Source organism: Luteolibacter pohnpeiensis (assembly GCF_016595435.1).
Lineage (GTDB): Bacteria > Verrucomicrobiota > Verrucomicrobiia > Verrucomicrobiales > Akkermansiaceae > Luteolibacter > Luteolibacter pohnpeiensis.
In genome coordinates, this window is sequence record NZ_JAENIJ010000010.1 from 68,508 (window position 1) to 94,981 (window position 26,474).

The window sequence follows — 26,474 nt, forward strand, 5'->3', positions numbered from 1 at the left end:
GAGTTATGATAGCGCCATTTCCTTCATCTCGTCCATCATTCGCTGCATCGGGCAAGCGGCGGCAACAGGTCTGACTTCCACCTCCACCCCATAGGCCAATACCGGGCAATTGTGACCAATTGCTACTGCCTCATCCAGTGATGCCACCTTCAAATAGAAATAACCGCCCACCGATTCTTTCGACTCTGTGAATGGGCCATCGGCTACTTGGCCAGATTTGCCTGAAATGATGACGCCCTGATTTTCCAGTGGATGGCCGGAAACCAGTTTGCCTGATTCACTGAGTTCCGTGAACCATTTGCCCCAGCTTTCCATGATCGATTGGATTTGATCTGGAGAAAGCCCATGATGCCAATCCGTCCCGCGGAAAAGCAACAGAAACTCAGACTTATCAGTGGATGTATCGTTAGAATTCATGATCGTAATTTAGGATTCACTCATACAACGATTGGCATCTGCCCATCAGGACATTTTTTCGAAATATTTTTCAGGGCCGGACGGCAAAAACCAGATACGGCGCTGGCGAAAGCGTCCCTAGCGCTTGGTATTTAACGACCCGCCACTTATCATCACCCAACCGCGCAAGTCGTTCTTCGACCGCATTTGCTTCAGCGGCCCCACCGACGTGGCCAGGATAACAGATCACAGAAATCGCTCCACCCGATCGAAGCAACATGATCGCAGACTCAATCGCCTCCATCGTATCGTCGCCAGTGGCCACCGTGTGGTCATTACCCGGCAAATAGCCAAGATTGAACATCACCGCAGTCACAGAGTGAGGAGCCGCTCGGTCTGCCAGTCTTGCATGGGATTCCCGGAAGAAAATCACCCGATCCTCACAGCCCGCAGCCGCTACCCGTTTGCGCGCAGCTTCGATCGCCGGATCCTGCACATCGAATGCCAGAACTTTACCAGTCTCCCCCACTGACTCGGCAAGAAACAAGGTATCGTGACCATTGCCACAGGTCGCATCGATGACCATGTCACCCAATCGGATCACCCGTGCGAGCATCAATTTGGCTAGATACGTGGGTAGCAATGGTTTGTCTTTGATCGTCAAGATTCAGGCAGGCTGAGGTTGACTCTGAAATATCGACAAGGCTCATCTTCGTCAACTGGACGTTGAATCGCTTGATGGGTATCCGTGTGAGGTAGATTCGGAATAACCACAATATTCAATGATGGCTTGGCATTGAGCAAAGTTATGGGAACCACCGACCAGTGGATCAGATCGGTGCTGGTTTCCAAGCTCCCATTCACAAATGGAGAAATGTAGGGTATCCAGAGATGATACACACCGGCATCACCCGGTTCCGCGATTCCAATATCAGTAAGAATCAGGTAATCGTAGGATGCGCTTTCGCCGAAAATGGGTGGCGGTAATGAACTTCGATCATTTGCATCCGAACCAAACGCGTATTCCTGCAAATTACTGAAGCCATCACCATCGGCATCCTGATTCACCGCAGTTTGTTCGATTGGAATGCCCGATTCCTCCATCACACGTTGATAGCGTGATTCAGCATTCTCAATTCGCAGGTCCCCCACCCAAGCCTGGGTTGGCGTTGTTGCAGGCCTCAGGCCATGACTTGTTAGAAAATCTTTGTATGCTTGATTCGCACTCCAGCTCACTTCGTGAACACCGGCTGGCACGAAAAATTCCGCATCCGTTCAGGCCGTCGTCCCAGCGTCGGAAACCCAACAGACAGGCACTCCATCCACTTTCACCGTCAGTTCATTGCCAATCAAAATTTCGCCAGATCCCAGGTCGATTGCCCCAACTGATTTGGGTCCGAGCTCCGGTTCAGAAATCACATCAGCTCCCGGCAAAAAACAACGACCGCGAAAATGCACCACCGTCGGCCCCGAAATCTCGGCCTTCAGCTGTGATTGCCCGGTCACCGTCCGGGCTGCGGATACCATTTCACCAGCTGCATCGCGCGCGGCGACCATCGACCAATGCTGCGTGGCGGATTCGTCATCTGTCACCGATGACAGCTCAATCCCGCTATCATCCGTCACGATGTCATTCAGCTCAGGAGACTCAATCTTCACGACCTCAACTCGATCCAACCAAGCCTGGCCGCCATCCGAAGAATTATTGGGAGCATGCACCCACTCCACTCGATTTGTCCCGCCTCCTATTTGGACTGCAACTTCCTGCCAAGAGTTGGTGGGCGGAGCAAGGGGGAGAAACGCTCCATTCAGGCGAAGTTGATAGAGTGTTTCACCCTCGTGCCGCCAATGGAATTTCAATTCGACTGCCTCATCAAAGGTCATGGATAGAACCGAATCTTCATCCTGCGGAGTAACCAGCGAGAATCCGCAATCCGTTTCATCCAGTGCATCCGTAGATGCGATTCCATTCCATCCGCCACCTAACAATTCTTCTTCACAATCCAGCGCCTCATTCAAATCGACCGCTTTTACCGACGTTGTGATGAATTGATCCATCAGGTTCGGCGGCATATTTTCGCCAAATCCATACGAATAAGAATCGGTCCAAAGCACCACATCTCCAGGCTCCGCCCAACGCCACACCTCACGCCATGCAGGTTCCACTTCGTCCTCCGCTCCATCTAACAGCATGGCCTGCATCAACTGTGAAGTATAAGACACATTGCAGAAATACATCCACATTTCCTCTCCCAACGACCAAGCATCCGTCCCATCAAACGCGGCATCGCCTTCAACCAGAAGCCCATCCGTTTCGCTCACGGAAAGCCACACCTGTTGCGCGTCATCGATCCCCAACATCAATGGCGTGATGCCTTCCGTAAATTCCAGCCCACTGATTTGCCAGATCGAATCCGCCCTGAATCGTGGCGTCTCACCAGCATCGACCTCCGGTTCCGAGATCCACCGCACCGTGTGGACACCAGCGGGAACGTGCACACAAAACATCTCCCAGTTCTCGCCGATCTGCAGAGGCATCTCACACAAACCATCGATCCGTAATTCCTGCCGCGACATCGTATAATCGCCGTAGTTGATCCGGCTGCTCCACGTCAGCTCGCCCGGGCCGGTTACTGTTTTTTCGATCCATTCCGTCCTTCCGCTCTCAATCGGCAACACCGCTTGCGGTTCCTCATTGCGCCCTCCCGAGGTGAAAACGAATGGAACGCCCACCAAACTGGAAGTACAACCTTCAACATCAGCTGGCTCATAAGAAACCCATGATACCTGGTCCACACCGAGTTGGTAGAGCCCGGTCGAATCGGACGAATTGCGAACCACCAACCGAACGCGATGAATCCCGTCACCGAGCACCCACTGGGCGCGCCAGGTCATTTCCCATGACTCGATTTCACTGCGGACGCCATCGATCCACAGCTCCCAATCAAGCGACATGGCAGTATTTTCAGCACCGGGAACATCGCGCAGCCAGAAATCAAACTGCCCCGATCCTTCGACTTCTGCCTCCAGCCACGATTCTTCACCGTGTGTAAGACCGATCTGTGCCGAACTGCCACCAACGGCCCCATCGTCCGGCAACGCCGTGAATGGATGTTCCGGAGAAGTGATCCATTTCACCGATGCTGGCGCATCCAACGCATCAGCCAGCGAGACTTCGCCAGTTTGCGTGAAATCGCTACCCAACACTGCAGTGGTTAGATAACAGAAAAAACTCGCGAAAAAGTATGGGAAGAAGCGGGACATGAAAAGCAGGACATGGAAAGCGTCCCAGTCCATTCGACCCCGTGCTCGTTGACAAGAAGTTCAGGCCACTATTTCGCCACGTGAAAACGAAAATCCAGTTCCGTGTCAGGCTCGATGCCATCGATCAACCATGAGGCCAATCGCCGGGCGACGCCGGGGGCGTAAAGAGAACCCTTTGAGCCAAGCCCATTGAACATCCACTCGTTTTCACCAACGGGTCCGATCAAGGGTTCGCTGCGCCGCAAAATCGGGCGTATGCCCGCATCGTGAGCGATGATCTCATAGTCGGTGCCTCCCAACCGATGCAAAATCCTTTCCACAAACTCTCGACCCTTTGCCGTCGGGGTTTCATCCAGATCATCCCATTCGTAGGTCGCACCGGATTTGAAAAGGCCGGGTCCGACAGGCACCAGCCAGCCTCCGCCGCCGACCTTGATCCGGCTTCCATCCCAGTGGTTGGCACGAACCGTTAGAATCTCACCTTTCGCACAACGATGGGCACCGTACTTTCCCTGAATCAATCCAGCCGCGCCTTCACACCAAACGACGCATCTGCGGGTCGCATCGGTGAATAAATCATGCCCGGCAAAAAAATTCCTCGAAGCTTCTACAAAAGTCCGGGTGTCGAATCGCCCGCCGCCCTTGACTTGAACAGCTCCCACAAAACCCTCCGGGGCCTCCACCACGGAATCGACCCACGGGGACACCCGATCTTCGCCCAGTTTCCCCTCGATTTTCCGCCATTCCTTATCGGCTGACGCCAAACGCAAAACCGGCATGGGATACCATAACTTCCGCCCCAGTTTCTGCTCAATCGCGCGGTAAAATTCAACGGCTTCGGGCAAAAACTCATCAATCCGCCAACTCGGTTCGAAATTTTTGCCGGTGACTGGATTGAGCAAGCCAGCTGCCACTCTGGATGCGCCGCCCGTGCCGTGGTCTAACAGCTTGAATTCGATCCCGCGCTGCCAGAAATGCCACGCCAGACAGGTTCCCGCCAAACCCTGCCCGACGATGGTCCAGCTTGCCGATTCACCAATCACTGCGGAAACAATGGTTGATTTGGATCTTCCCAGCTCGGATCGTAGCCTTTGGCATAGTTGAAAAGATGGCGGTGCATGTATTCGAAATACGCTTCCTTCTCGTCCTTTTTGAGCCGGTTCCAGATGGCAATGTTGAATGCACGCGCGACTTTCTGCATCATCGGCAAGGTCAGTTGCCGACCTTTGCGCGCTTTTTGCATTTGCTTGTGACTCAGTTGCTCCGTGGAGGTCTCGACCAACTCGTGGTTGGTCAGTTTCCATTGCTCCATCATTTTATCCAGCGGCTGCGGGCCGTGTTCGCGGGTCAGTTCATCCATGGCACCGTCTAGCCTAACCCTGATCCGACTCTAAGCAAAAAATCCAGCTGCCGCAGGAAACTTGAAACTTGGCTTTTACCCCTGGTCCGCGAACATTCGATAAATGCCATCCCGGAACCTTTCAGCCATCCGCCGTCTTCTCGATGAAGTCGGCCCAGTCGACCCCACCGGAATCGAGGAAAGAGTCGCCAAATACGGAACGCGGAGCGTCAAAAAAGCGGCTAAAGTTTTTGGTCTCAACCTCGCGGTATCGATGGTGGATCTGACAACGCTCGAAGGAAAAGACACCCCGGGAAAAGTTGCCTCACTTTGCCAAAAAGCGCTTCATCCCCATCAGGGCCTCGATTGCCCGACCACGGCTGCCGTGTGCGTTTACCCGGCCATGGTTAAACATGCGGCGAAAATCGTGAAAGGGACTGAGGTAAAAATCGCCTCCGTCGCAACCGCATTCCCATCGGGTCAGGCACCGCTGAAAACCCGCCTGGCCGAAGTCAAGGCCGCCGTTGCCGATGGTGCGGATGAAATCGACATGGTGATCAATCGCGGAGCATTCCTCGCCGGCGAGCTGAGCCTGGTACAAGACGAGATCGCCTCCGTGCTTGAGGCCTGCGGCGCGGCCACCTTGAAAGTCATCCTTGAGACCAGCGAGCTGGAAACCTACGATAACATCCGGGCCGCCTCGTTTCTCGCTATGCAGGTTCTGCGCCCCGGTGATTTCATCAAGACTTCAACCGGAAAAACCTCGGCCAACGCAACTCTCGGCAACAATCAGGTCATGCTGGAGGCCATCCGCGATTTTTACCTGTCCACCGGGACCGAAATTGCAATGAAGCCCGCAGGCGGCATCCGGACCGCCAAGCAAGCCCTCACCTTTTTGATCGCGGTGAAAGAAACACTCGGCGATGCCTGGCTCAACAACCAGCGCTACCGCTTCGGGGCCTCCGGCTTGCTGAACGATCTGCTGCGCCAACTGGTGAAAGAAAAGACCGGTTGCTACCAAGCCCCCTACCACTTTTCAGAATCCGCCTCTTCATATTAATCACTTCGCCGATCCCTGGAACTCCCTGCCACCATGTCCGCCAAACGCACCAAGTCACCTGCCCGCGAACTTCTTTTCGGCGATCTCTGGGAATTCGATCCAGCCCCTGAATCCGCCAATCCGTATATCGATCCGCGATACGGACTTTTTATCAATGGCAAATTCGGTGCGCCGAAATCCCGCAAGTATTTCGATTCGATCAACCCCGGCAACGAAGAGAAACTCACCGAAATCGCCCTGGCTGGCGAGGCCGATGTCAACGCAGCCTACGAAGCCGCTGCAGCCGCTTTCACCCCCTGGAGCAAACTTCCCGGAGCCGAGCGCGGCAAATATTTGTATCGCATCGCCCGCTTGCTACAGGACCGTTCCCGCGAGTTTGCCGTGGCGGAAACAATCGACGGCGGCAAACCCATCAAGGAATCGCGCGACTTCGATCTGCCGATGGCCGCCGCGCATTTCTTCTATCATGCCGGATGGGCGGACAAACTGGACTACGTCACACCCGGCCGCACGCTCGCCCCACTGGGTGTTGTGGGACAGGTCATTCCTTGGAATTTCCCTTTGCTGATGCTGGCTTGGAAAATCGCCCCCGCGCTGGCTACGGGAAACACCGTAGTCCTGAAACCGGCGGAGACCACCTCGATCACGGCCTTGAAATTTGCCACCATTCTCAGGGATGCGGGTTTGCCACCCGGCGTGGTCAACATCGTCACCGGAGCGGGCGAAACCGGCAAAGCCGTTGTCACCCACCCGCTCGCCGCCAAGGTCGCTTTCACCGGATCAACTGCTGTCGGCAAATGGATTCAGCACGCGATTGCAGGCAGTGGCAAAAAGCTGACCCTCGAACTCGGCGGCAAAGCGGCCAATATCGTGTTCGATGACGCGCCGCTGGATCAAGCCGTCGAGGGCATCGTCAACGGCATCTTCTTCAATCAAGGCCACGTCTGTTGCGCCGGCTCACGTCTATTGGTTCAGGAATCCATTGCGGATGCAGTCGTCAGCAAATTGAAAATTCGCCTCAGATCCCTCCGCGTCGGCGACCCTCTCGACAAGAACACCGACATCGGGGCGATCAATTCCAAGCAGCAGCTCGAAAAAATCCAAGGCCTGGTCGAATCCGGTGTTTCCGAAGGAGCCGAGCTTTATCAGCCAAGCTGTTCTCTGCCGAAAAAGGGATTTTATTTTCCTCCGACGCTGTTCTCCGAGGTCAGCCAAAGCCACCGCATCGCCAACGAGGAGATCTTCGGCCCCGTCCTTTCCATCATGACGTTTCGCACCCCATCCGAAGCGATCGAAAAGGCCAATAACACCCCTTATGGACTGAGCGCCGGAATCTGGAGCGACAAAGGCTCACGTGTGCTGAAAATGGCAAGTGAACTGAGAGCCGGTGTCGTCTGGGCAAATACATTCAACAAATTTGACCCCACCTCCCCCTTCGGCGGTTTCAAGGAATCCGGCTTCGGCCGCGAGGGTGGCAAGCAAGGGTTATTAGAATACAGCAATTTAATCTAACAAAAATCATTCCATGCCAGAATCTAATCATAAAGCCTCACTCGGCTGCGGCACTCTCATTTTAATTGCATTGATTGTTTTAATTTTTGGCAACCATCAGAACACAGATCTTAACCGATCGATTCAAAGACTTTCTTCTCAAATCAATACCATTGAACAAGAAACGAATTCACAGAGTAAGGCACTCAAGAAAATTGAGAGTGAATTGAAAAGTTTGAGAGCCGACTATCGGAATCAATCCGAACAATTGGAAAAACTGATAACCCACTAAGCCAGTCCGACATTCTTGATCTACTGAAGAAAGCGTAAGGAGAAACCCACTACTTCCTTCGCCCCACCCGCTAGAAATTCATCTGATAACTCAAATGCCACTCAAAATTACCAAAACTCCGAAATGTTATGTCGGTGGTGCGTTTATCCGATCCGAAAGTGGAGCGGTATCCCCCATGCATTCCCTATCTGGTGAATTCATCGCCAACATCCCGCAATGCTCGCGCAAAGACCTGCGCAATGCTGTCGAAGCCGCAGCCAAAGCCGGTGGTTGGGCAAAGCGCAGCGCCTACAATCGCGGGCAAATTCTATATCGAATGGCCGAAATGCTGGACGCCAGGGCATCAGAAATGGCCGATGCGATTGCCATCACTGAAGCTGACAAAAAAACGGCAGCGGCGGAGGTCCAAGTCACGATTGATCGCATGGTCCACTACGCTGGCTGGACCGATAAATACGAGGCACTACTGGGAAGTGTGAACCCGGTGGCCTCATCTCATTTTAACTTCACGGTCACCGAGCCATGCGGCATCGTAGGCATCATCGCTGCGGACCCATTTCCCTTGCTCGGTCTGATGAGCTTGGTCCTTCCTGCCATCACCAGTGGAAATACCGTGGTCGCTTTGGCATCGTCCGCAGCACCTTACCCTGCGATCTTGTTAGGTGAAATGCTTGCGACCAGCGACCTTCCTGCCGGTGTCGTCAACCTGCTCACAGGCAAGCGATCCGACATGATTTCAACCTTTGCCACCCATGCGCATATCAGCAGCATCGCAGCTGCCGTAAATCAAACCGATGCGATCACCCTTCAGCAAGGCGCTGCTGAAAACCTGAAGCGAGTTTCTCTCTTTGATCCAGAAACCCATTGGACTTCTACAGAATCTCAAGGACTTGATTTGATTCGGAATCACCTGGAATTCAAAACGACATGGCATCCAGTCGGGGCATAAAAGGGACTTAGACTTGAAGTTAAAGATTTCAAACATCCTCGGGTTTCAGCCAGCGGAACTTTCTAATTTCGAACTTTCGCCCTAAATCTACCACTCCATCTTCGATCAACGGATTGAGCTGCTGGCTATCGGGTCTCAGAGGTGTCGCAGTTCGCTGCACCACCGCCTCACACCAAGCTTGAGCTTGAACCTTCCCATGCTTGTCCACCGAGCTTCCATAGGCTCTAACCACAAAACTATCGGAGCGTACAGTTAGAACCGGTCCCAAAAATTGGAGTAGATCTGCCTGGGTTAAAAATCCGAGTGCACCCCACGCTCCCGTATCTGGTTTCAGGGTTTGATCAATACGCGTAGGATCATCAATGTGATCCGGGTGTGTGTAATCTGGGATCGCATCTTGGTTATCCAATTTCCACTCCTCTTCAAATGAGGCGTTGATTCCAGATCGATCGATGGCCGCTTGTAACGCTCCTTTTTTGCCCTCTTCACCGGTAGACAGGCTGCGATTCACGAAATCCGCCATCGAAAGGAATGGACCGCGAATTTTCACTTGCTCCACAATCTCCTCCGCAAGACGCCGGACTTCATCACGACTTAACGTACGCTGGCCATCCCAAGCGTTTTCATCTCTCGAGTTCCCGCCGCCCCAGGAATGAGACTTTTGTCCGCCAGATCCTCCTCCTTGAGATTGGAGAATTCGGGGAAATGTCACTTGATCGTCATCAAACTGCTGACCAGCACTGGAAAGCAACAGCGCTTCCCAAGCCTTCACACTGGTGGAATTCACGTTGAAAGCGCCATCCACTTTCAGAACCGAAGCAGCCCGGTAGAAATCCGACAAATCATGGATCGTATCGTCATCCGTCGTTCCCGCAAGCGACATCCGTCCGTCTGGCAACGGGTTTTCATAAGGTGAATTGATAAAATTCAATTTATCCTTTCGATTCCCTGAGGATAAGAAAAACTCATCCCAAAGTGAGTAATTGAGCTCATAGCTCATGTCAAAAATAAGGTTCTGCTCCACCGCAGCCTGATTGAGATAGTTCCGGGCATAATAAGCCCACAGATCTTCATTGGAAGCCACATTACTACCATTGTTGTTAGAACGTCCATCTGTGGCAAAGCCGATCGTATTGCTATTCCAACCGCCTTCATCTTTATTCACAGATTCCTTTCGGTTAGGTTCTGTCCGAGTTGGATCAAGTCGAGGATCGGCAAGCGAATTTCCGAATGCGTAGGTCGGCTGCCAAATATACTCGGACATCTTGACCTGTTGGAAAGCTCCCAACGAAATGACTTCCGCTCCACGACGCGGGATATCGAACAAAATTCTAGGTTGGGAAAACCGCGATGGTTGATCAAATGGATCTGAACGAAATCCACCCTCTTTGTAGCTTGGATTCATACCATTCCATCCGACTTCCGGATCGAACAAGTCGCGCGTATAGATACCAAAGAAATTCGGAGCGGTGTCGTTCACGTTTTCAAATGGACTCCTGAAAGAATAACTCGCACGCATGTTCCAGTTCGCCATCGGGGCCTCTTGGAGGAATGGGGTTCCGCTCAAACTTCCTGCTCCGATGCGATTCGATTCTGGCTCATCAAACCAACGCAGCCTGAACCCGTCCCGTGTCCTTGTATCCGGAATATCCTGAATGACTGGATTCTCAAGACTTGAAACCGCCATGGGCACTGGGTTTGTGGAACTCCATTCCACCGGCATTTCATCCTCATCGCCATACTGAAATGCACATGATACAAACAGCCCTGGTGGCAGGTCTTCAAAACGATCAGCATCGATTGCACCGGAGCTTCGCAATGGTTTCCAGACCACCTTATAGTCGTCAGCTTGCGTATAACCTGCACTCTGGACATTTCCAGCAGGCAGAGCCCCCACATACTCGCGCCACTCAACAGGACGCTCAATCATCCGATCATTATAGAGACCTTTGGTAGGTGGGGTCGTTTGAATGACGGTGAATAGTGAGGTACTCGGCATCAACTTTTTCTCATTCATATAGAATGCCCTCGATGGGCTTGGCGCAACCGATGGAGTTAGTAGATTGTTTGAAAAAGTTGTCTCGTCATAGACTTGATTCCGGCGCGGTGACCAAACCGCCGTTTCACCTGCTTTCAGGGTTTTCCCTTCCAGTGCGAAAAACATACTCCCCTGGACAGCCCCGCCGGTACCGCCGGTGTCACTGGCATTCTGAATTCCGAAATACATTCGGAAGCCATAAGTTTGGCCACTCTCACCGGTAATTCTGACCCTTTTCTTACCATTAATCATCATGAAGACCATGGAAGAATCAATCTGCATGTCAAAATTGTATGGATTCCATAATGCCACACGTGGATAATAATGAATTCTCAAATGATATGGAGCTTTTGAATTTCCACCAGAATCTTCGTAGTAACTGATGTTATAAAACATGGAACTCTCAACCAACACCGGCATCAAATCCGTCTTCGTTCGCTCCAGATGTTTTACGCCGCCGTAGCTGCGCCCGACATTTGATTTTACGGATGAGATTTCGGGCGACTGCATGACTGTTTGAAAACTTCCAAACGGAGCTTTTTCTCCTCGCCGTGCCCAGTCTCGCAACAAGCCGAATGTCGGAGACACTTTCGAATAGCGTGCCGCTTGCCCGGGAAAATTCGATTCTTGTTCTGCCACTTGATTGCGTGGTCCGATCAATCGATCATAGTCGCTCACACCCGGCATTTCTCCACTGTTAGAGTTCAGAGAGGGAATGGTCCCATCACTTTCCAAGTATGCCGTAAGATCTTTCTTCAAGCCGCCATCACGAACATTGACCAACAATCCTTCCGAATCTGTGGTCAAATCGTGAAACGCAAGCGATGATATCGGAGTTGTTGAAGGATTTACCAAGTCCAACTGCTTCATCCCTGTGAGTTTCGCACGATCCGAGTTTTGAAGATCGGATTGATTATCGAAAGCCAGCAATGAAGCGTCCTGTGCGATCTGTATGGACCGGACGCCAGCAGCGTCTAACGACGAATCTTCCAGTCGATCCTGAGTCGCAATATTCGCCTTTTCGTTGAGATCTCCAACCCACCAAGCATAGGAACCGCGCTTCTTATGACCATCATACAAGCCAACTTCTGGAGCGCTGACAAAGTCGGGAGAATTTCCATTTTCTGACGGAACCGACCCTCCTCCAACCAAGCGAACCATATCGACCGCCATCCCTTCCCCACGACCATAATCGTAATACTGGTAGGCGCTTTCGTTGCCACTCACCAGTGTCGTCAAGCGGTGTTCGGCTGGATCCCATTTCTCATCGACGCGCAAATCATGCAATCCGCCGTCCTCTGCATTTCGAATGATGAAAGGAGAACCGTCGTCCTTGGTGGTTCGCCAAACATTGACCCAATGTGGCTGCCCCTGCTTCGAATCCCCTTGAGACAGCGGACTTAAAATACGATTTTCAGCAGTGACTCTTTGATCCGGGCCCATGTAGCGTTGCAGCTCATTGATCGCCATCATCAGGGCCAGACGCGCGTTAGCTCTAGCCTCCATCCCGGGGCTTGAGCGATCAACCGTTCGCAGGCTGACGGCGGAAAGGCTCAGTAATCCAACTCCGATCAGTGTCAGCAACGCCATCAGGAGCATAGTCACAACTAATGCAAATCCTTGGCGGAGGCTATTCTTCGATGAAGTGATAATTCTCATAGCAGATTCAGACGCGCTCAACATTCACGGTCTCGTATCGGCAACAAATACCAGCAGAGTGACATTTTTGCCCCGATCGCTAGGAAGGTTTGGAATTGATGGCCTCGTCAACGAGTTTGCTCCCACAAGAACCTCAAAAGACATTCGTTGATTTCCTATAGGTCCATTCCTTAAATCAACTTGCACCACCCGAGTTTCGAGGCGATTAGCTCGGGATGCTGCTATCGATTCTCAAACATCCAGCCACCGCTTTTATTGGTGGCGTGGCTGTTACGACAGGCGCGCTCGCCGTAATCCTTACATCCTGTGCGAATTCCAACCGCTCACAATCTGATGTTCTCACGTATAAGGAGGAATTGGAGAAAAATCCCGGTGCAACAGCTTCTCAAGAGGTCATTGATCGATTCAGCAAGTTTCTTGCGAGCCTCGGCGATCAAGAGTTCATTCTCGATAATACTTCGAAAGTTTACGGTGCGGAAGCCTATTTGAATGACACACTTGTCACCCGAAAAGGCTCGGATGCCATTCAGGAGTATTTCCTGGAAACGAGCAAAGCCATGAGTCAATATCAGGTGACTGTTGACGATGTGATTAAGTCGAACCATGATTACTACTTCCGATGGACCATGGTCTTTGCTGCTCCAGCCATGGATAACGGAAAATCGATTCATTCGGTCGGAATTACTCAAGTCAGGTTTCAACCTGATGGAAAAGTTGCGTTCCATCAGGATTTTTGGGATTCAGGTAAAAACTTTTTTGGTCACCTGCCCGTTGCGAAAGGAATCATTGGCATCATTCGCAAGCGCATCGAATGAACTATTTGCCCAATAACATGGATACGATCAAAAACGGCAATAGGGGCACACGATTTCACAGGATCTACCGAGTTTCCGTAACCACTTTCAGGCAATGGCTGGATTCTGATTTTCGTCGTGAAGATAGTCCCGATCCAGCTACTTTGCCGGAACGTGTCGATTGGCAGAGAACATTGCCCTTCATATTCCTTCACCTCGGATGCTTGGCTGTGATTTGGGTAGGGTTCAGCTGGATTTCATTCTTTGCAGCCGTCCTATTGTATCTGATTCGAATGTTTGCAATTACCGCGTTTTATCATCGCTATTTTTCTCATCGGACATTCAGAACTTCACGCTTCATGCAATTATTGTTCGCAGCTTTGGGAAATAGCTCGATGCAAAGAGGTCCCTTATGGTGGGCGGCGACGCACCGGCATCATCACAAACATGCTGACCATGAGGAGGACGTGCATTCACCTGTGATCAGTGGATTTTTCTGGTCCCACATAGGCTGGCTCACCTCAATGAAAAATTTCCCCACCGCTTACAAGAGTATCCCGGACCTAACGAAATACCGCGAGCTTGTATTTCTTAATCGATACGATCAAACTGTGCCATTCATTTACGGTTTGATCATGTTGGCCATGGGATGGTTTCTTGAATATTTATTTCCAGACACAGGGATCACCATATGGCAATTCTTTGTCTGGACATTCTTTATCAGCACAACGGTATTACTACACGGGACGCTGTTCATTAATTCCCTAGCCCATGTTTGGGGCAAACGACGATACCACACCGATGATGACAGCAGGAATAGTCTACTACTTGCGATCATCACACTTGGAGAAGGTTGGCATAACAATCATCATCGCTATCCGCACTCTACTCGTCAGGGGTTCAAATGGTGGGAATTCGATCCAACTTACATGGGTCTGATGATGCTTTCGTGGTGCGGCATCATCTGGGATCTCAAACCCGTCCCGAAACGAATCATCAACGAAAGACGGTAGATGCTGAATCCTGATCCAGGCTCAAAACGAATCGCCATCATTGGAAGTGGCATCTCTGGACTCGCATGTGCGTGGTTCTTGCGAAATCATCACCAAGTTACCGTCTTCGAAAAAGATAATCGCCTTGGTGGACACGCCAACACTCTCACGGTAGAGGAGAACGATCGACCGGTCCATCTGGATACCGGTTTCATGGTATACAACGAAGTCACCTATCCCCTTTTAACCCGTTTGTTCCGTGAACTTGATGTGGAAACCAAACCCACCTCGATGTCCTTTAGTGTTCAACACATTCCAAATGACGTTGAATTCAATGGTGGCAGTCTCAATCTATTGTTCGCTCAACGCAAGAATCTATTCCGCCCAAGATTTTGGGGCATGCTGAGTCAAATCAATCGATTCAATCGTGAAACCATTCAAGAACTGGACACCCCTCAATATAGCAATCTGTCGCTTCAAGAGTATGTGACAAAGCGAAAGTATGGCCGCGATTTTTACGAATGGTATCTATCCCCCATGGCATCGGCGGTTTGGTCATCGCCACCACATGAAATTGACAATTTTCCAGCCAGGACCTTGATGCGCTTCTGGCACAATCATGGCTTTTTAGGTCTGAATACCCAGCATCCTTGGAGAACCGTCGTAGGCGGCTCGAAAGAATACGTTTCAAAAATGGCGGGCCAGCAAGGAATTCACACAAGGCCTGGAAAAACAGTAAAAAAAATTCGTAGCGAGAATTCTAAAAAAATTCGCATCGATTTCGCAGATCAATCGCACGAAATCTTCGATACCGTGATTCTGGCAAGTCACGCCGATCAATCTCTGGCCATGTTAGATCATCCTACACCTCTAGAATCGGATTTTTTGACACCATTCAAATATCAAACGAATGAAGCGTTAGTTCACACCGATACTTCATTCATGCCTAGAGCAAAAACGTGCTGGGCATCATGGAATTATAGAGTAGGCGTGTCCAAGGACCATGCCTCAACCTACTCGACACATTATTGGATGAATAATCTCCAAGGTGTCTCCAATCAAAAAAACTATTTTGTATCCATCAATCCTCCACATTCACCCGAGGAGCGTAATATCATCAAAAGAATTCAATATGAACATCCTGTTTTTGATTTGAAGGCCATCGAGATGCAATCACGGGTTGAGGAACTGCATCAAGCTGGACAGAATACGAACCGATACTTTTGCGGTGCTTGGCAGCGAAATGGATTCCACGAAGACGGTATCCAATCAGCTTTCAATCTCTGCAAGGCCTTATTAGAAAGGGATCCTTGGCCATGAATGAGTGTTTATCCCGACTGTACCAATGCACTGTCATTCATCTTCGCAAAAGACCGAAAATCCACACATTCACCTATCGGGTATTCATGTTTTCAATTGATCTTGATGATCTTTCTCACCTTTCTGATCGACTCAAGCTATTTTCACACAATCGGTGGAATCTGTTTACCATTCATGACAATGACCACATCAACTTAGGCAAACCTGGAGGCATACGCTCAAACTTGCTGGAATGGCTGAAATCAATCGACTTCAAAACTCCAGAAAACATGAAGATTCGCTTGGTGACTTTTCCGAGAGTTTTTGGATACAGCTTCAATCCCGTATCCTTTTACTATCTATCAAGAGAGACAGGCGAACCTATTGGCGTGGTCGCAGAGGTTGTAAATACGTTTCGAGAAATGAAACTCTATCTCATCGACAGAGTAAACTCAGAAGGTGTTTGGTGCAGCAAGCTACCAAAAAATTTTTATGTCTCACCTTTTTCCAATCCAGGCAGCATGTTTGACTTCAAAATCGGGCCACTGAAGGATCACTGGAAAGTTGAAATAAACACCTATGAAAATGATCAACAAACTCTCCATAGTAGCATATCTGGAAATGAACGAGATTTGTCAAATTTCAGACTAATTTACTACGCAATAAAATTCCCGTTACTCTCATTCAAAATTATCGGACTTATCCATTGGCAAGCCTTTTTGCTTTGGATCAAAGGATTGCCCTATTACAGGAAAAGCTCAATGCCTGATCTGCAACAGGATGTCCTTCGCCCACATAAAAGCATCAATCATAGCGATTCATGAAAACTGATACCTTCCCTCCAGAAGTCGTGGGTGAGCCTGTTTGCGACAACCCTGCCAACCTGAAATTCTCCAGTTTTGCCGAAAAAATGGTAATTCGGCTTCTCGAAAAGATGCCATTCGGCGGGTTAAGACTAGAATACTCAGACTCAAGAGTTAGGCACTTCGGCAAGCCTGGAGCACCGATCACCGCTCGAATTTCGATCCAACGTGAATCGGAATTTTTCAAACGCTGCCTCTTTTATGGAAATATCGGTTTAGGTGAGGCTTATACAGATGGTTTGTGGGAGACGAACGATATTCAGGCGGTAATATCATGGTTTATTCTCAATATGCAGGCTCTCCAAGGCTCGGATACTTCATCGAGCAAGCTACCCGGTGTCAATATTTTGAAAATTCTTAGCTGGTTGACACACTTGAAACGAGAAAACTCGATCGAAACCAGTAGACGCAACATTTCAGAGCATTATGACCTTGGAAATGAATTCTATTCTCTCTGGCTTGACCCTAGCATGACCTACTCATGCGCTAGGTTTACGCAACCTGATCAGGACCTTGAATCCGCTCAAGCTGAGAAATACGATGCACTTTGTCGTAAACTCAAACTCCAGCCAACTGATCACGTTCTTGAGATTGGCTGTGGTTGGGGCGGGTTCAGTCTCCATGCAGCGAAAAACTACGGTTGCAGAATCACCGGTGTCACCATCTCAGAGGCCCAGGCGAAAATGGCACGAGCGCGGATTGAAGAAGCTGGATTCTCTGAACAAATCGAAATTCGAATTCAAGATTACCGCCACATTACCGGAACCTATGATAAAATTGTATCAATCGAAATGCTGGAAGCAGTTGGCGATAAGTATCACGAGTCATTTTTCTCCAAATGTAATGAAGTTTTGACATCGTCCGGATTGCTGGGAATACAAATGATCACTGTTCCAGATTGCCGCTACCAAAGCCTCAAGGAAGGCGTTGATTGGATTCAGAAAAAGATTTTCCCGGGTTCGCTGTTGTTGAGTGTCGGCCGAATCAACCAAGTGCTAGCAAAAACGAGTGATTTATTCTCATTTCATCTTGAAGATCTTGGAGCTGATTATGCGAAAACTCTTTCATTATGGCATGAAAGATTCAATGAAAAACTACCTGCTGTTCGCAATCTGGGTTTCGACGATTCTTTTATCAGAACATGGAATTACTATCTCAAATACTGCGAAGCCGGATTTTTAACTCGTAACATATCTGTCGTCCAAGCGGTATACACCCGACCAAATAATCCCCTACTGGCGGTGGAACCGGAAAAGAGTCGGGTATCATGACGTTGGAAGTTAGAAAAAGAACCCCGGAGTTCCGATCATGGTGGCGAAGATGGCTGCTTGATCCCATCATTCAACAACTGACACAAGGTGTTTCGCCTCAACACCTGTCCTGGACAGTCGCACTTGGAGTAGTGTTTGGGATCTTTCCAATTATGGGTAGCACCACTGTGATGTGCTTACTTGTGGGTTGGATTTTTAAATTGAACCAAGCAATCCTGCATGCATTCAAAGCGATCGTCTATCCTCTTCACCTTTCCCTTATTTTAGTTTTCATCCGAATGGGTGAAAGACTTTATGGAGCTCCATTGATTCCATTTTCGGTTCCTCAGCTAATGGCTAAATTTAAAGAATCCCCGGTTCAGTTTGCCAAGGATTTTGGAATGACCGCTTGGCATGGTGTCAGTGCATGGTTGCTAATTGCTCCATTCGCGACCATTTTGATCAAAATCCTGGTAACCCCCATCATCACACGAATGGACCGCATGGTTCGCAACCGGATGGCAACGCACTCATGACCGAGATTCAATGGCTAATCCTTACAATTGCCGCAATGGTCATCATTTTCGGGCTAGCATGGCTATTTGGTAAACTCATCAACAACTACTCCATTGTTGACGCTGTGTGGGCAGCGTCGATCGGTTCTATCGGTGTCACATGGCTTTCATTCGGCACCAACACATTCTCCATTCGCGCCGTCGCTATCGCCATACTCGCATTCTGGAGTATTCGGTTAACACGACTCCTCGCGGCACGAATTTATCGCAACCATCCAATTGAAGATTCACGCTATGTGGAATTGAGACAATCTTGGCAACCCAATTCCGCTGCGATTTTCTTTGGCTTTTATCAACTGCAAGCAATTTCCACAATCCTACTAGCTTTGCCTTTTTATTTTGTCGCATTCGATGCCAATCAAAACTGGAGTACGTTCGAAACTTCAGGGTTAATCGTTGCAGTCATTGGAATCATTGGTGAGTCCACAGCTGATTCTCAAATGGCTGCGTTTAAGAACAGTCATCAAGATCCAAAGTCGATATGCCGTGTTGGGCTTTGGAAGTATTCCAGACATCCGAATTATTTTTTTGAATCAGTCATTTGGTTTGGATTCTATCTTTTCGCCTGCGGCTCCACTTGGGGATGGTCCACTGTTTACGCACCCTTGATTATGACTTTTTTATTACTAAAAGTTACAGGTATTCCGCCTGCGGAGAAAAGCTCTCTTGCACGGAAAGGCAATGCTTTCAGACGTTATCAAGAAACTACAAGTGCATTCATTCCACTCCCGCCTAAGAAGCCATGATTCCCATCGACGACCTACTCGCTAAAGATTTACTTCCCGATTCCGTTATTCGCTTCGGAATTCGCCACCGCTTGGCCAATCTAATTGCTCCATTTGCAAAACTCGGAGCTGAAGATAGGCAATTGCAGTTAATGGAACACATTGAAGGCCTGAAAAATAGCCCGATTGCGATAGCAACTGATGAGGCGAATGAACAACACTATGAACTGCCGACCCGCTTCTTCCAGCAAATACTCGGAAAGCACATGAAATACAGTTCCGGTTATTGGGAAAGCGGTGTATCTGACATTAATATTGCTGAAGCAAGGATGCTGGAGCTCACCGTCGCCCGGGCAGGAATTCAAGATGGCGACCGCATCCTAGAGCTTGGCTGCGGATGGGGTTCGCTAACCATCTGGATGGCTCAGCATTTTCCAAAGTCACATATTACCGCGATATCAAATTCCAACAGCCAACGTCTTCATATCGAGGCAATCCTCACTTCGCTGAAATTGACCAACGTCACGGTTCAAACCGTCAACATGGTCGACTATCAAGGCGAAGGCGATTCGATTTTTGATCGTGTGGTATCAGTTGAAATGTTTGAGCACATGAAAAATTATCAAGCGCTCCTCAAGCGTATCAACAGCTGGCTGAAACCAGGAGGCACTTTATTTGTCCATATTTTTACTCATCGTGATTTTGCGTATCATTTCGTAGCAAATAGTGATGATGATTGGATGGCCCGATACTTCTTTACCGGTGGACAAATGCCATCGGATGATTTGTTACTTTATTTTCAGGACGACTTGAGAATTCAAAAGCACTGGCATGTCAGTGGCACGCATTATCAAAAAACAGCAGAGGCTTGGCTCCAACGCATGGATGCAGCCAGAGCAGAACTATTCCCAATAATCAGCGAAACATACGGTCCGCAAAATGCGACTCGTTGGTGGGTCTACTGGCGTGTTTTTTTCATGTCGTGTGCGGAATTATGGGGATTCCACGATGGAGATGAATGGATCGTCTCACATTACCTATTTCAGAAGTCAGCTGTCATCGGGTGATACTGCGGATTGTTGGAAAGCCCAATATCATCAGGGGGACCATGCAAATGATGCCTCTCCAGCCTAGAGCGATGAAGTCGCTATCCCTTGCGGCTGGTATCCAGATCACCAAAGCGGCGATTACCACTCCAAATGCCAACAGCGGCAGTGTGGTCCCCTGGAAATGAAATTTAATGAAATCGAAAAATTTCACATCAAGTGTTTTCAGGGTAAGAGGAACGATCCAAAACCAGCCGACTAACATCGTTGGCACCAGCGTTCCGATCGATACGCCCAACACTCCAAACTGATAGGCTAGGATAATGCTCAGTACCACGTTCGCCAAGGCATCCCCGATCGACATCGCGAGCAATTTCTTCTCCTTGCCGCACATCATCATCACCCGCTTGGAGCAGCTATTGGTCAATTGAGAGCTATAAACCGCAAGCAGCAGAACCTGTCCAATCCACCAGGTGCTATGCGGCACGCTTTTCATGCCCGTCAGAATTGAGATCAGCGGTTCCAGATAAACGGCTGAAAGAACGTAAAGTGGCGTCACCAGCAAAAATGTGATGCGTGAGCTTTGCATCAGCAACTGCTTGAGTCCTTCGTCATCTCCACTTGCCCGCAAGGAAGCGGCTGCGGGGGAAAGCATCCCTTGGAGCTGAACGCTGAAGGTATTGAGCATCTCACCCATCTTGAATCCAGCTTGATAGATCACCACCGCGGAAACACCAATCGTCAATGAAATGACCAACTGGTCACTTTTTGCCATCACCAGATTGCTGAATGTAATCAAATAAGCAACCAGTGAGAACCCCATTTGCACTCGCACAGATCGCCAATCGAACAATCTCGGAGACAGTGATAGTCCAGGCAGTTTCCTGACAGATATAATGGCTGCCGCAAGATTTTGCATCGCGCTGGTGATGACGCTAGCTCCCATCAAAACGGGAAATGGCCAGTCCGCTTTAAGTCCCCACAAAATGAACGAAAAGTTGAGCAAGGTTGATCCGATTCCAATCCAGTTTGCTAAATCCGATCTCTGCAAGCCCCGCAAAATCTCCGGGAAAAGCCCCAAGGGAAACATGATCGACAAACCGATGAAAAAGACCAGATACGCTTGGCCAAACTCAGACATGTCTTCCGGGTGGACGCTCATCCCCTTCAAAAATGGAGATCGAATGCATAAGAAAATGGTCAACAATACCAGACTCATGAACACATAAGTCCAAAAGATCGTTGATAACAATCTGCTTAAACCCGGAGTATCGCCGACCGCTGTTTTTTCAGCGACAGCTTTCTGTGCGGTAAAACCGAATCCGAAGTCCAACAAGATGCCGTATCCAAACAATGACCACAGGAGTGCCCAGAAACCGAATTCAGCGCTGGTCAATTCGCTGAACATTTGCCGGAACAAAATCAATCCGAGCAGCAACCTCAGCACCACGCCAATGTATCCACTGATCGTCGTGCTCCAAAACCTCCGTTTCCATTCCACACTCATGATTTCAATTTTTCCTGCTCTCGCTGGAGTAATTTCTCGTAAACCTCAACTGCTTTTTCAGCATGCGCTGACCAAGTGAACTTTGCTGCCCATTCGACACCCGCTTTTTCCTTTTGAAGCCGCTCTTCGGGAGACATCTCGGCCAATGTCTTCATCGACTCGTAAATCGACTCTTCGTCCAGGCCATCGAACAACAAGCCTGCAGGCCCAGCAACTTCAGGCAAACTGGTAGAATTCGCGCAGGCAATCCGGGTTCCACATGCCTGAGCCTCTAACAGAGGAAGCCCGAAGCCCTCCATCAAGGAAGGAAAAACCAACGCCTCTGCGGCAGCATACCACAAGGGGAGATCATCATTATCAACGAAACCTTCCAATCGGATTCGCTCGCGATGTGGACTGGACCGCACCGCCTCTTCAATCACTTCCGATCCGTGCCAAGGCGCTCCGGGCAAAACCAGCTGTCCTGAAAAACCATCATTCTCGATCAATTTCTCGAAAGCATTAATCAGTCTCAAGTGGTTCTTTGCCGGATGTTCCAATCTAGCCACGTACAGGAAAAATGGTTGCTCCAAACCTTTCCGTTTTTTGAAGGCCTGTATCGCATCCTCATTGAGAATCCGAAACATGGTGTGATCCATCCCATTCGGGATGACAGTGACCTGTTCCTTTGCCACTTTCATGAAGTGCACAATGTCACTTCCAGTGGTTTCACTAACCGCTATAATTTCAGGCACTCGTCGAGCAATCCAAGGCACCAGGACTCTGCCGAAAAAACCGCGGGCAAAATCGTATTTATCGCGCAATACGAAGGGCGCACAATCGTGAATGGTAGCCACTTGGGGAACCGGTGATTGAATCAACATCCGCCGATAACTCGGTATATGAAGTAGATCGGCCCCAAGATGCTTCGCTATATTTCCGAGGCTAAGCTGATGCCATAAAAGGTTTTGAGCACCACCACTCATTTTTTCGGGAATCGACACCCAATGACTTTGATCAATCCAAGGAAAAAGCCCACGATCCTGATCGAACCCAGCTATGAAGAGTTCAACCTGCGGTTGTTCTTTCACCATCGCCTCAGCGAGACAAATAACATATCTACCGACACCCGATCGGCCGCCTTGGATCATTCCTGCGGAGAGCAAGACTTTCAAAGCGCACCACCCTTCCATGCAGGTAAGATTTTATCGAGCCGAAGTAATTTGATAATCTGCGCAACGGCTGGACTAGGATTCCACAGATATAATTCAGCACCTTTTGCAGCAGCCATCTTTCGCGCCCGGATCAGCCCACCGACGGCGCGGCTATCGATGAAATCGACAAATTCGAGATCAAGCACCAGATATTTCAACCCTGGATTCCCTTCGATCGCAGCGTCCAGATCCGCGAGCATCTTATCATGATGCAAAGCGTCCAGCGGATGATGAAAGGCCAGCATCACGACTCCATCGCCAGCGGATTCCTGAACGGTGGCGGAAGTCGACTCTTCGTTTTTCAGAAGTTCCATCACCTCGGCTTCCGATTCCACCATCGGAAACAAGCTATCCATCCGAGCTGCGCGAACGGCATCCTTGACTGCGGATGATGGCTTGAACAGAATGAACAGCTTCCCGGCCTGCCGGCAATTTCTGACTAACAATGCGATTTTTCCCAAACCGGAACTATCGATGAATGAAACCTGAGATGGATCTAACAAAACTGGCCGGTCGATCGGTTTTGGAATTTCCGCTGTCATCAAGCTGTCTTTCTCCAATCCACCTTTCCAAACCAGTCGGATCACATCGATTGAATTGGTGGATTCCGTATCCATCTCCAGTGCCATCTTTTCACTGATTTGACTACGGGTCCGCTGTGCCATGGCCTGACCGAATGAGGCTTTGACGAGAAACAGGAAATCACTTCCATAGCGAGCCGCCAGGCGTTTGGGATTTCCGGACATCCGCCAAAACCATTCGAAGCCGGATTTTTGCATCCACACCGGAGCCCGCCGCTGTTTGCCGGTAATGAAATCCAAACTCGCACCAACGCCGATACTTAAAGGAATTCCGGTTTCACTGTGATTGGCGAATATCCATCGTTCCTGTTTCGGACAACCGAGACAAACCAGCAATAACTTTGCACCGCTGTCTTTCATTTTGCGGCAAATCTCATCGTTGTCCCATTCGACAACCGCGCCGATCGGCGGCGCATCGATGCCGGCCACTTTCAAGCCAGGATATCGATTTTCAACGATCTCTTTGGCCTCACTTAGAGTAGCGATATCACTGCCAAAAAAATAAACCGGAAAGCTGCGGCGCGCACAAATTTCCAGAAGTCGCGGGACCATATCAGAGCCAGCCACCCGTTCCGTCAGTGGATGACCAAACAACTTGGACAACCAAACCAACGGCATGCCATCGCAAACTACACGGTCCGCAAAGAATACAATCTTCCGCAAATCCGCGTCATGATAGGCTTGGGTGGTGAAATCGACATTCGCCGTTACCATGTAGCGTTGCTCCGCCCCTGCCATCACATCCTCACAATGCTTAAGAGTCCCTTCCAAAGTCACATCATGGAAAGGAAGCCCTAACAAGACGGCGATCGGAGGTTCCTCAGCGAGTGATAATTTCATGATTTCGAATGGGTCAGATGATTCAACTGATCAGCGAGCTGGTTCCCGAGAGCCTGCCAGGTATAGGTTTCCAAAATTTTACGACGACCATTCAACCCCTGTTGAACACGCAACTCTCGGTCATCAACATATCTCATCATGGCTTCCGCGAATGCCTCTGGCGTATCTGCCAAAAGCAAATGCTCATCATGATAGAGTTCCAAACCTTGAGCTCCAAGCGTTGTGGAAACGACGGGATTTGCCATGGATAACCCTTCAGCGATTTTCAATCGAGTCCCACCGCCAATTCTCAGTGGCACCACCTGCATCCATGCCTTCTGATAGTATGGTCTCACATCCGGCACCTCCCCGACAAACTCGACACCATCCAGTTTGCCATAGCCTTCTACTTCAGGTGTCGGGCTTTTACCGACCAGCATGATTTTAAAATCCGGGTAACGTTTCAGCACCAATGGATGAATTTTTTCAAAGTACCACGCCAGTCCATCTGTGTTTGGCGCGTAATCCAAGGCTCCGCAGAACAATGCGCTTGGATTAGGCGTTGGTTGTTGCGGCCATTCATCCGCGTTGAAAAACGACACGTTGGCGCCGTTTGCCAACACGAATATGTTTTTACTCGGCCCCAGTTTCCCATCGAGAAATGTTTGATCATCCGGACCACAAACGACCATCAAGGCGAGCTTTTCACGCACCTCGCGCTCCATTTTCGAGATCTTCCAAATGTTTTCCTTGAGTTTGAATTTCTCAAGAGGGTCCGGCTTGGTGGTTTCGATCACCTCGGTTTGGAAAAGCCAGTCGACCCGACTGCGGTCCATCACACGACATGGATGATCCGGGAAAACCGACTTCACATAAGGCCAGAGAACCAGATCACAGAAGACGATCGAATCGTAATCCTGCCCTGCGGTGAAATCCTTGAAACTTTCAAGCACATCATCCGACCACCAATGCCGCACGGTGGTTGGCATTGGATTCCACAAGCGGTCCGACCAAAATGGCGGCCATGGTGGATGTTGAAATGGCTCAAATCGGACTCGTTTGCAGAACTCCTCAAATCTTGGCTGATGGTATTTATCTTCCGCTTCTGAAGAGAGGCAAAAGAGATCGACCTTGAAATGGGAACCCAGTTCCTGAGTCAAATGATAGACGCGCTGATACGCCCCCCTTCTCAAAGGATATGGAACATAAGGAAGGAAAATAAGAATCCGCTTCATATCATCACGCATAATATGCCCACCACCGGGCGTAGGTCGATTCCATATCCGAGCCTGTTGAAATTGGTAAAAACCTGGCAGCCTCGCTGACACCGCCATCGGTCTGACCGAGCAAGCAAGGCAAGGCGCGCATCAATGCTCCCCTTGGATAATCTCCGAGTGGACGCAAAAACGCACCTCTCTTCAAGCGGTCTCTTGCCGCTAGAGCTAGATTTTTGCAAATCCCGTAAGCCGGCAATACACGCGGCAGACTCAGATAGGTTGCAAAATCCGGAATGGATTTGGAGAGCCTTGCCGATTCAGCCATCAGGTAAACTTCCGCCCAAGCCTTGATCAGGCCGTTGCGTTCCTGCTCCAGCGTTTCCCAACTGATGCCGGTGCAGACAGGATTGAATTTAAACTCCACTCCTTCGAGATGCCATGCCTTCAGCTTTCCGAGAGCATCTGCTAACTCTGCCTTTTGCAATCGGGCCCCGCGTTCACGGCATTGTGGATGATATTGCCCGTTCAAGCACAGCCAGGCATCACCGAGAGCCAGCTTTGCTTTGGCATGATTTCGGATCACATAACCGAGCTGGTCTGCCCGGTTCATGCGACATCCCGCGAAGAACAATCCGCTACCGCGGTTCCAGAGCAAGCGAGTGGCTTCTTCCGCGCCGATTTTGCTGAAGTCCAATCTCGCGGGGAGCTTCTGCAAAAACGAAGCGTCGCCTGCGACAACTTCGTTTCCGGCGATCAGATCCGAAAACATCATCGAGCCTTGAGGATCCCCAACGGATTCTTCTGTCAGGCACTTGATTTCGACATCGATTCCCAATCGATCGGTCTCTTCGCGCTCAATGCGCTTTGCCCAATCTAACAACTCGGGATTGGTCGGATTCGGATTAAAGAGGAAATAGTCGAGATCATTGGAAAATTCGACCTTTTCGCCGATTTTCATGACCCCGCCTTCGCCGCGACCGTAGCCACCGCCGAGCACCAGACTGCCGTCAAATTTCCGCTCATCCCACGACTCGCGAACACGTCTGAAATGGCTTTCCAGCCGATCCACTAACTCGGGGTAATCGCCTTCAAAATAACGGCCGTTCATCAATTCTACTTATAAAT

The 26,474-nt window shown here is 49.8% G+C and carries 24 protein-coding genes; 12 read left to right on the forward strand and 12 right to left on the reverse strand.

Annotation, left to right across the window (positions count from 1 at the left end; genetic code table 11):
* Positions 1-3: 3 nt before the first annotated feature.
* The 6 genes from JIN85_RS08205 to JIN85_RS08230 all read right to left on the reverse strand — a co-directional run bounded on the left by JIN85_RS08205 (position 4) and on the right by JIN85_RS08230 (position 5,020).
* A complete protein-coding gene (locus JIN85_RS08205; RefSeq protein ID WP_200269502.1) occupies positions 4-417 on the reverse strand; it encodes a YciI family protein in 414 nt (137 codons plus the stop codon).
* A 70-nt stretch (positions 418-487) separates the two neighbouring features.
* Positions 488-1,060 carry a tRNA 5-(aminomethyl)-2-thiouridylate-methyltransferase MnmM gene (mnmM, locus tag JIN85_RS08210; protein ID WP_200269504.1) on the reverse strand — a complete coding sequence of 191 codons (573 nt, stop codon included), beginning with the start codon at positions 1,058-1,060 and terminating at the stop codon, positions 488-490.
* The gene (locus JIN85_RS08215) at positions 1,057-1,653 is read right to left on the reverse strand and encodes a hypothetical protein (RefSeq protein WP_200269506.1); all 597 of its coding nucleotides are present in this window, start codon (positions 1,651-1,653) and stop codon (positions 1,057-1,059) included. The genes mnmM and JIN85_RS08215 overlap by 4 nt, the downstream gene beginning before the upstream one ends.
* 18 nt (positions 1,654-1,671) lie before the next feature.
* Positions 1,672-3,660 (reverse strand): hypothetical protein, encoded by a 1,989-nt coding sequence (locus tag JIN85_RS08220; protein ID WP_200269508.1) that lies wholly within the window; start codon positions 3,658-3,660, stop codon positions 1,672-1,674.
* A gap of 68 nt (positions 3,661-3,728) precedes the next feature.
* On the reverse strand, positions 3,729-4,703 hold the full coding sequence (locus tag JIN85_RS08225) for an NAD(P)/FAD-dependent oxidoreductase (RefSeq protein ID WP_200269510.1): 975 nt from the start codon (positions 4,701-4,703) through the stop codon (positions 3,729-3,731).
* Positions 4,700-5,020: a hypothetical protein gene (locus JIN85_RS08230; protein WP_200269512.1), complete on the reverse strand. Its 321-nt coding sequence runs from the start codon at positions 5,018-5,020 to the stop codon at positions 4,700-4,702. The genes JIN85_RS08225 and JIN85_RS08230 overlap by 4 nt, the downstream gene beginning before the upstream one ends.
* A gap of 103 nt (positions 5,021-5,123) precedes the next feature.
* On the opposite strand from JIN85_RS08230, the gene deoC reads away from it, so the two are divergent.
* From deoC to JIN85_RS08250, 4 genes are all read left to right on the forward strand, one after another.
* Entirely contained in the window at positions 5,124-6,059 is a 936-nt protein-coding gene (deoC, locus tag JIN85_RS08235) for a deoxyribose-phosphate aldolase (protein ID WP_200269513.1), read from the forward strand.
* A 33-nt stretch (positions 6,060-6,092) separates the two neighbouring features.
* Positions 6,093-7,571, forward strand: a complete 1,479-nt coding sequence (locus JIN85_RS08240) for an aldehyde dehydrogenase family protein (RefSeq protein WP_200269515.1) — start codon at positions 6,093-6,095, stop codon at positions 7,569-7,571.
* Positions 7,572-7,584: 13 nt separating this feature from the next.
* Positions 7,585-7,842, forward strand: a complete 258-nt coding sequence (locus JIN85_RS08245; protein WP_200269517.1) for a hypothetical protein — start codon at positions 7,585-7,587, stop codon at positions 7,840-7,842.
* 94 nt (positions 7,843-7,936) lie between these two features.
* Positions 7,937-8,791 (forward strand): aldehyde dehydrogenase family protein, encoded by an 855-nt coding sequence (locus JIN85_RS08250; RefSeq protein ID WP_200269519.1) that lies wholly within the window; start codon positions 7,937-7,939, stop codon positions 8,789-8,791.
* Positions 8,792-8,819: 28 nt separating this feature from the next.
* Here the strand turns inward: JIN85_RS08250 and JIN85_RS08255 are convergent, their stop codons facing one another.
* On the reverse strand, positions 8,820-12,434 hold the full coding sequence (locus JIN85_RS08255) for a hypothetical protein (protein ID WP_200269521.1): 3,615 nt from the start codon (positions 12,432-12,434) through the stop codon (positions 8,820-8,822).
* Positions 12,435-12,703: 269 nt separating this feature from the next.
* Here JIN85_RS08255 and JIN85_RS08260 point away from each other — a divergent pair, with 269 nt between their 5' ends.
* From JIN85_RS08260 to JIN85_RS08295, 8 genes are read left to right on the forward strand one after another with little or no spacing between them, the layout of a single operon-like run.
* Entirely contained in the window at positions 12,704-13,303 is a 600-nt protein-coding gene (locus JIN85_RS08260) for a nuclear transport factor 2 family protein (protein ID WP_200269523.1), read from the forward strand.
* Positions 13,304-13,320: 17 nt separating this feature from the next.
* Positions 13,321-14,295, forward strand: a complete 975-nt coding sequence (locus JIN85_RS08265; protein ID WP_200269525.1) for an acyl-CoA desaturase — start codon at positions 13,321-13,323, stop codon at positions 14,293-14,295.
* The gene (locus JIN85_RS08270) at positions 14,296-15,594 is read left to right on the forward strand and encodes an NAD(P)/FAD-dependent oxidoreductase (protein WP_200269527.1); all 1,299 of its coding nucleotides are present in this window, start codon (positions 14,296-14,298) and stop codon (positions 15,592-15,594) included.
* Positions 15,591-16,397, forward strand: coding sequence for a DUF1365 domain-containing protein (locus JIN85_RS08275; RefSeq protein ID WP_200269529.1), 807 nt, complete (start codon positions 15,591-15,593; stop codon positions 16,395-16,397). Before JIN85_RS08270 ends, JIN85_RS08275 begins: the two co-directional genes overlap by 4 nt.
* Positions 16,394-17,707 (forward strand): SAM-dependent methyltransferase, encoded by a 1,314-nt coding sequence (locus tag JIN85_RS08280; RefSeq protein ID WP_200269531.1) that lies wholly within the window; start codon positions 16,394-16,396, stop codon positions 17,705-17,707. The genes JIN85_RS08275 and JIN85_RS08280 overlap by 4 nt, the downstream gene beginning before the upstream one ends.
* Positions 17,704-18,222: a DUF2062 domain-containing protein gene (locus tag JIN85_RS08285; RefSeq protein ID WP_200269532.1), complete on the forward strand. Its 519-nt coding sequence runs from the start codon at positions 17,704-17,706 to the stop codon at positions 18,220-18,222. The genes JIN85_RS08280 and JIN85_RS08285 overlap by 4 nt, the downstream gene beginning before the upstream one ends.
* A complete protein-coding gene (locus tag JIN85_RS08290; protein ID WP_200269534.1) occupies positions 18,219-19,007 on the forward strand; it encodes a DUF1295 domain-containing protein in 789 nt (262 codons plus the stop codon). The genes JIN85_RS08285 and JIN85_RS08290 overlap by 4 nt, the downstream gene beginning before the upstream one ends.
* Positions 19,004-20,053: an SAM-dependent methyltransferase gene (locus JIN85_RS08295; protein ID WP_200269536.1), complete on the forward strand. Its 1,050-nt coding sequence runs from the start codon at positions 19,004-19,006 to the stop codon at positions 20,051-20,053. The genes JIN85_RS08290 and JIN85_RS08295 overlap by 4 nt, the downstream gene beginning before the upstream one ends.
* On the opposite strand, the gene JIN85_RS08300 is transcribed toward JIN85_RS08295, so the two are convergent.
* From JIN85_RS08300 to JIN85_RS08320, 5 genes are read right to left on the reverse strand one after another with little or no spacing between them, the layout of a single operon-like run.
* Positions 20,043-21,539 carry a lipopolysaccharide biosynthesis protein gene (locus JIN85_RS08300; protein ID WP_200269538.1) on the reverse strand — a complete coding sequence of 499 codons (1,497 nt, stop codon included), beginning with the start codon at positions 21,537-21,539 and terminating at the stop codon, positions 20,043-20,045. The genes JIN85_RS08295 and JIN85_RS08300 overlap by 11 nt on opposite strands.
* Positions 21,536-22,711, reverse strand: coding sequence for a glycosyltransferase family 4 protein (locus JIN85_RS08305; protein WP_200269540.1), 1,176 nt, complete (start codon positions 22,709-22,711; stop codon positions 21,536-21,538). Before JIN85_RS08305 ends, JIN85_RS08300 begins: the two co-directional genes overlap by 4 nt.
* A complete protein-coding gene (locus tag JIN85_RS08310; protein ID WP_200269543.1) occupies positions 22,690-24,153 on the reverse strand; it encodes a WecB/TagA/CpsF family glycosyltransferase in 1,464 nt (487 codons plus the stop codon). The genes JIN85_RS08305 and JIN85_RS08310 overlap by 22 nt, the downstream gene beginning before the upstream one ends.
* A complete protein-coding gene (locus JIN85_RS08315) occupies positions 24,150-25,367 on the reverse strand; it encodes a glycosyltransferase family 4 protein (protein ID WP_200269545.1) in 1,218 nt (405 codons plus the stop codon). The genes JIN85_RS08310 and JIN85_RS08315 overlap by 4 nt, the downstream gene beginning before the upstream one ends.
* A gap of 4 nt (positions 25,368-25,371) precedes the next feature.
* The gene (locus tag JIN85_RS08320) at positions 25,372-26,457 is read right to left on the reverse strand and encodes a hypothetical protein (protein WP_200269547.1); all 1,086 of its coding nucleotides are present in this window, start codon (positions 26,455-26,457) and stop codon (positions 25,372-25,374) included.
* Positions 26,458-26,474 lie beyond the last annotated feature (17 nt).

Bases quoted from the DNA above. Each gene is read 5' to 3' on its own strand.
- JIN85_RS08205 (WP_200269502.1), bottom strand. From the start codon at position 417: ATGAATTCTAACGATACATCCACTGATAAGTCTGAGTTTCTGTTGCTT.
- JIN85_RS08220 (WP_200269508.1), bottom strand. From the start codon at position 3,660: ATGTCCCGCTTCTTCCCATACTTTTTCGCGAGTTTTTTCTGTTATCTA.
- JIN85_RS08230 (WP_200269512.1), bottom strand. From the start codon at position 5,020: ATGGATGAACTGACCCGCGAACACGGCCCGCAGCCGCTGGATAAAATG.
- deoC (WP_200269513.1), top strand. From the start codon at position 5,124: ATGCCATCCCGGAACCTTTCAGCCATCCGCCGTCTTCTCGATGAAGTC.
- JIN85_RS08240 (WP_200269515.1), top strand. From the start codon at position 6,093: ATGTCCGCCAAACGCACCAAGTCACCTGCCCGCGAACTTCTTTTCGGC.
- JIN85_RS08245 (WP_200269517.1), top strand. From the start codon at position 7,585: ATGCCAGAATCTAATCATAAAGCCTCACTCGGCTGCGGCACTCTCATT.
- JIN85_RS08250 (WP_200269519.1), top strand. From the start codon at position 7,937: ATGCCACTCAAAATTACCAAAACTCCGAAATGTTATGTCGGTGGTGCG.
- JIN85_RS08260 (WP_200269523.1), top strand. From the start codon at position 12,704: ATGCTGCTATCGATTCTCAAACATCCAGCCACCGCTTTTATTGGTGGC.
- JIN85_RS08265 (WP_200269525.1), top strand. From the start codon at position 13,321: ATGGATACGATCAAAAACGGCAATAGGGGCACACGATTTCACAGGATC.
- JIN85_RS08270 (WP_200269527.1), top strand. From the start codon at position 14,296: ATGCTGAATCCTGATCCAGGCTCAAAACGAATCGCCATCATTGGAAGT.
- JIN85_RS08275 (WP_200269529.1), top strand. From the start codon at position 15,591: ATGAATGAGTGTTTATCCCGACTGTACCAATGCACTGTCATTCATCTT.
- JIN85_RS08280 (WP_200269531.1), top strand. From the start codon at position 16,394: ATGAAAACTGATACCTTCCCTCCAGAAGTCGTGGGTGAGCCTGTTTGC.
- JIN85_RS08285 (WP_200269532.1), top strand. From the start codon at position 17,704: ATGACGTTGGAAGTTAGAAAAAGAACCCCGGAGTTCCGATCATGGTGG.
- JIN85_RS08290 (WP_200269534.1), top strand. From the start codon at position 18,219: ATGACCGAGATTCAATGGCTAATCCTTACAATTGCCGCAATGGTCATC.
- JIN85_RS08295 (WP_200269536.1), top strand. From the start codon at position 19,004: ATGATTCCCATCGACGACCTACTCGCTAAAGATTTACTTCCCGATTCC.
- JIN85_RS08300 (WP_200269538.1), bottom strand. From the start codon at position 21,539: ATGAGTGTGGAATGGAAACGGAGGTTTTGGAGCACGACGATCAGTGGA.
- JIN85_RS08305 (WP_200269540.1), bottom strand. From the start codon at position 22,711: ATGGAAGGGTGGTGCGCTTTGAAAGTCTTGCTCTCCGCAGGAATGATC.
- JIN85_RS08310 (WP_200269543.1), bottom strand. From the start codon at position 24,153: ATGAAATTATCACTCGCTGAGGAACCTCCGATCGCCGTCTTGTTAGGG.
- JIN85_RS08315 (WP_200269545.1), bottom strand. From the start codon at position 25,367: ATGAAGCGGATTCTTATTTTCCTTCCTTATGTTCCATATCCTTTGAGA.
- JIN85_RS08320 (WP_200269547.1), bottom strand. From the start codon at position 26,457: ATGAACGGCCGTTATTTTGAAGGCGATTACCCCGAGTTAGTGGATCGG.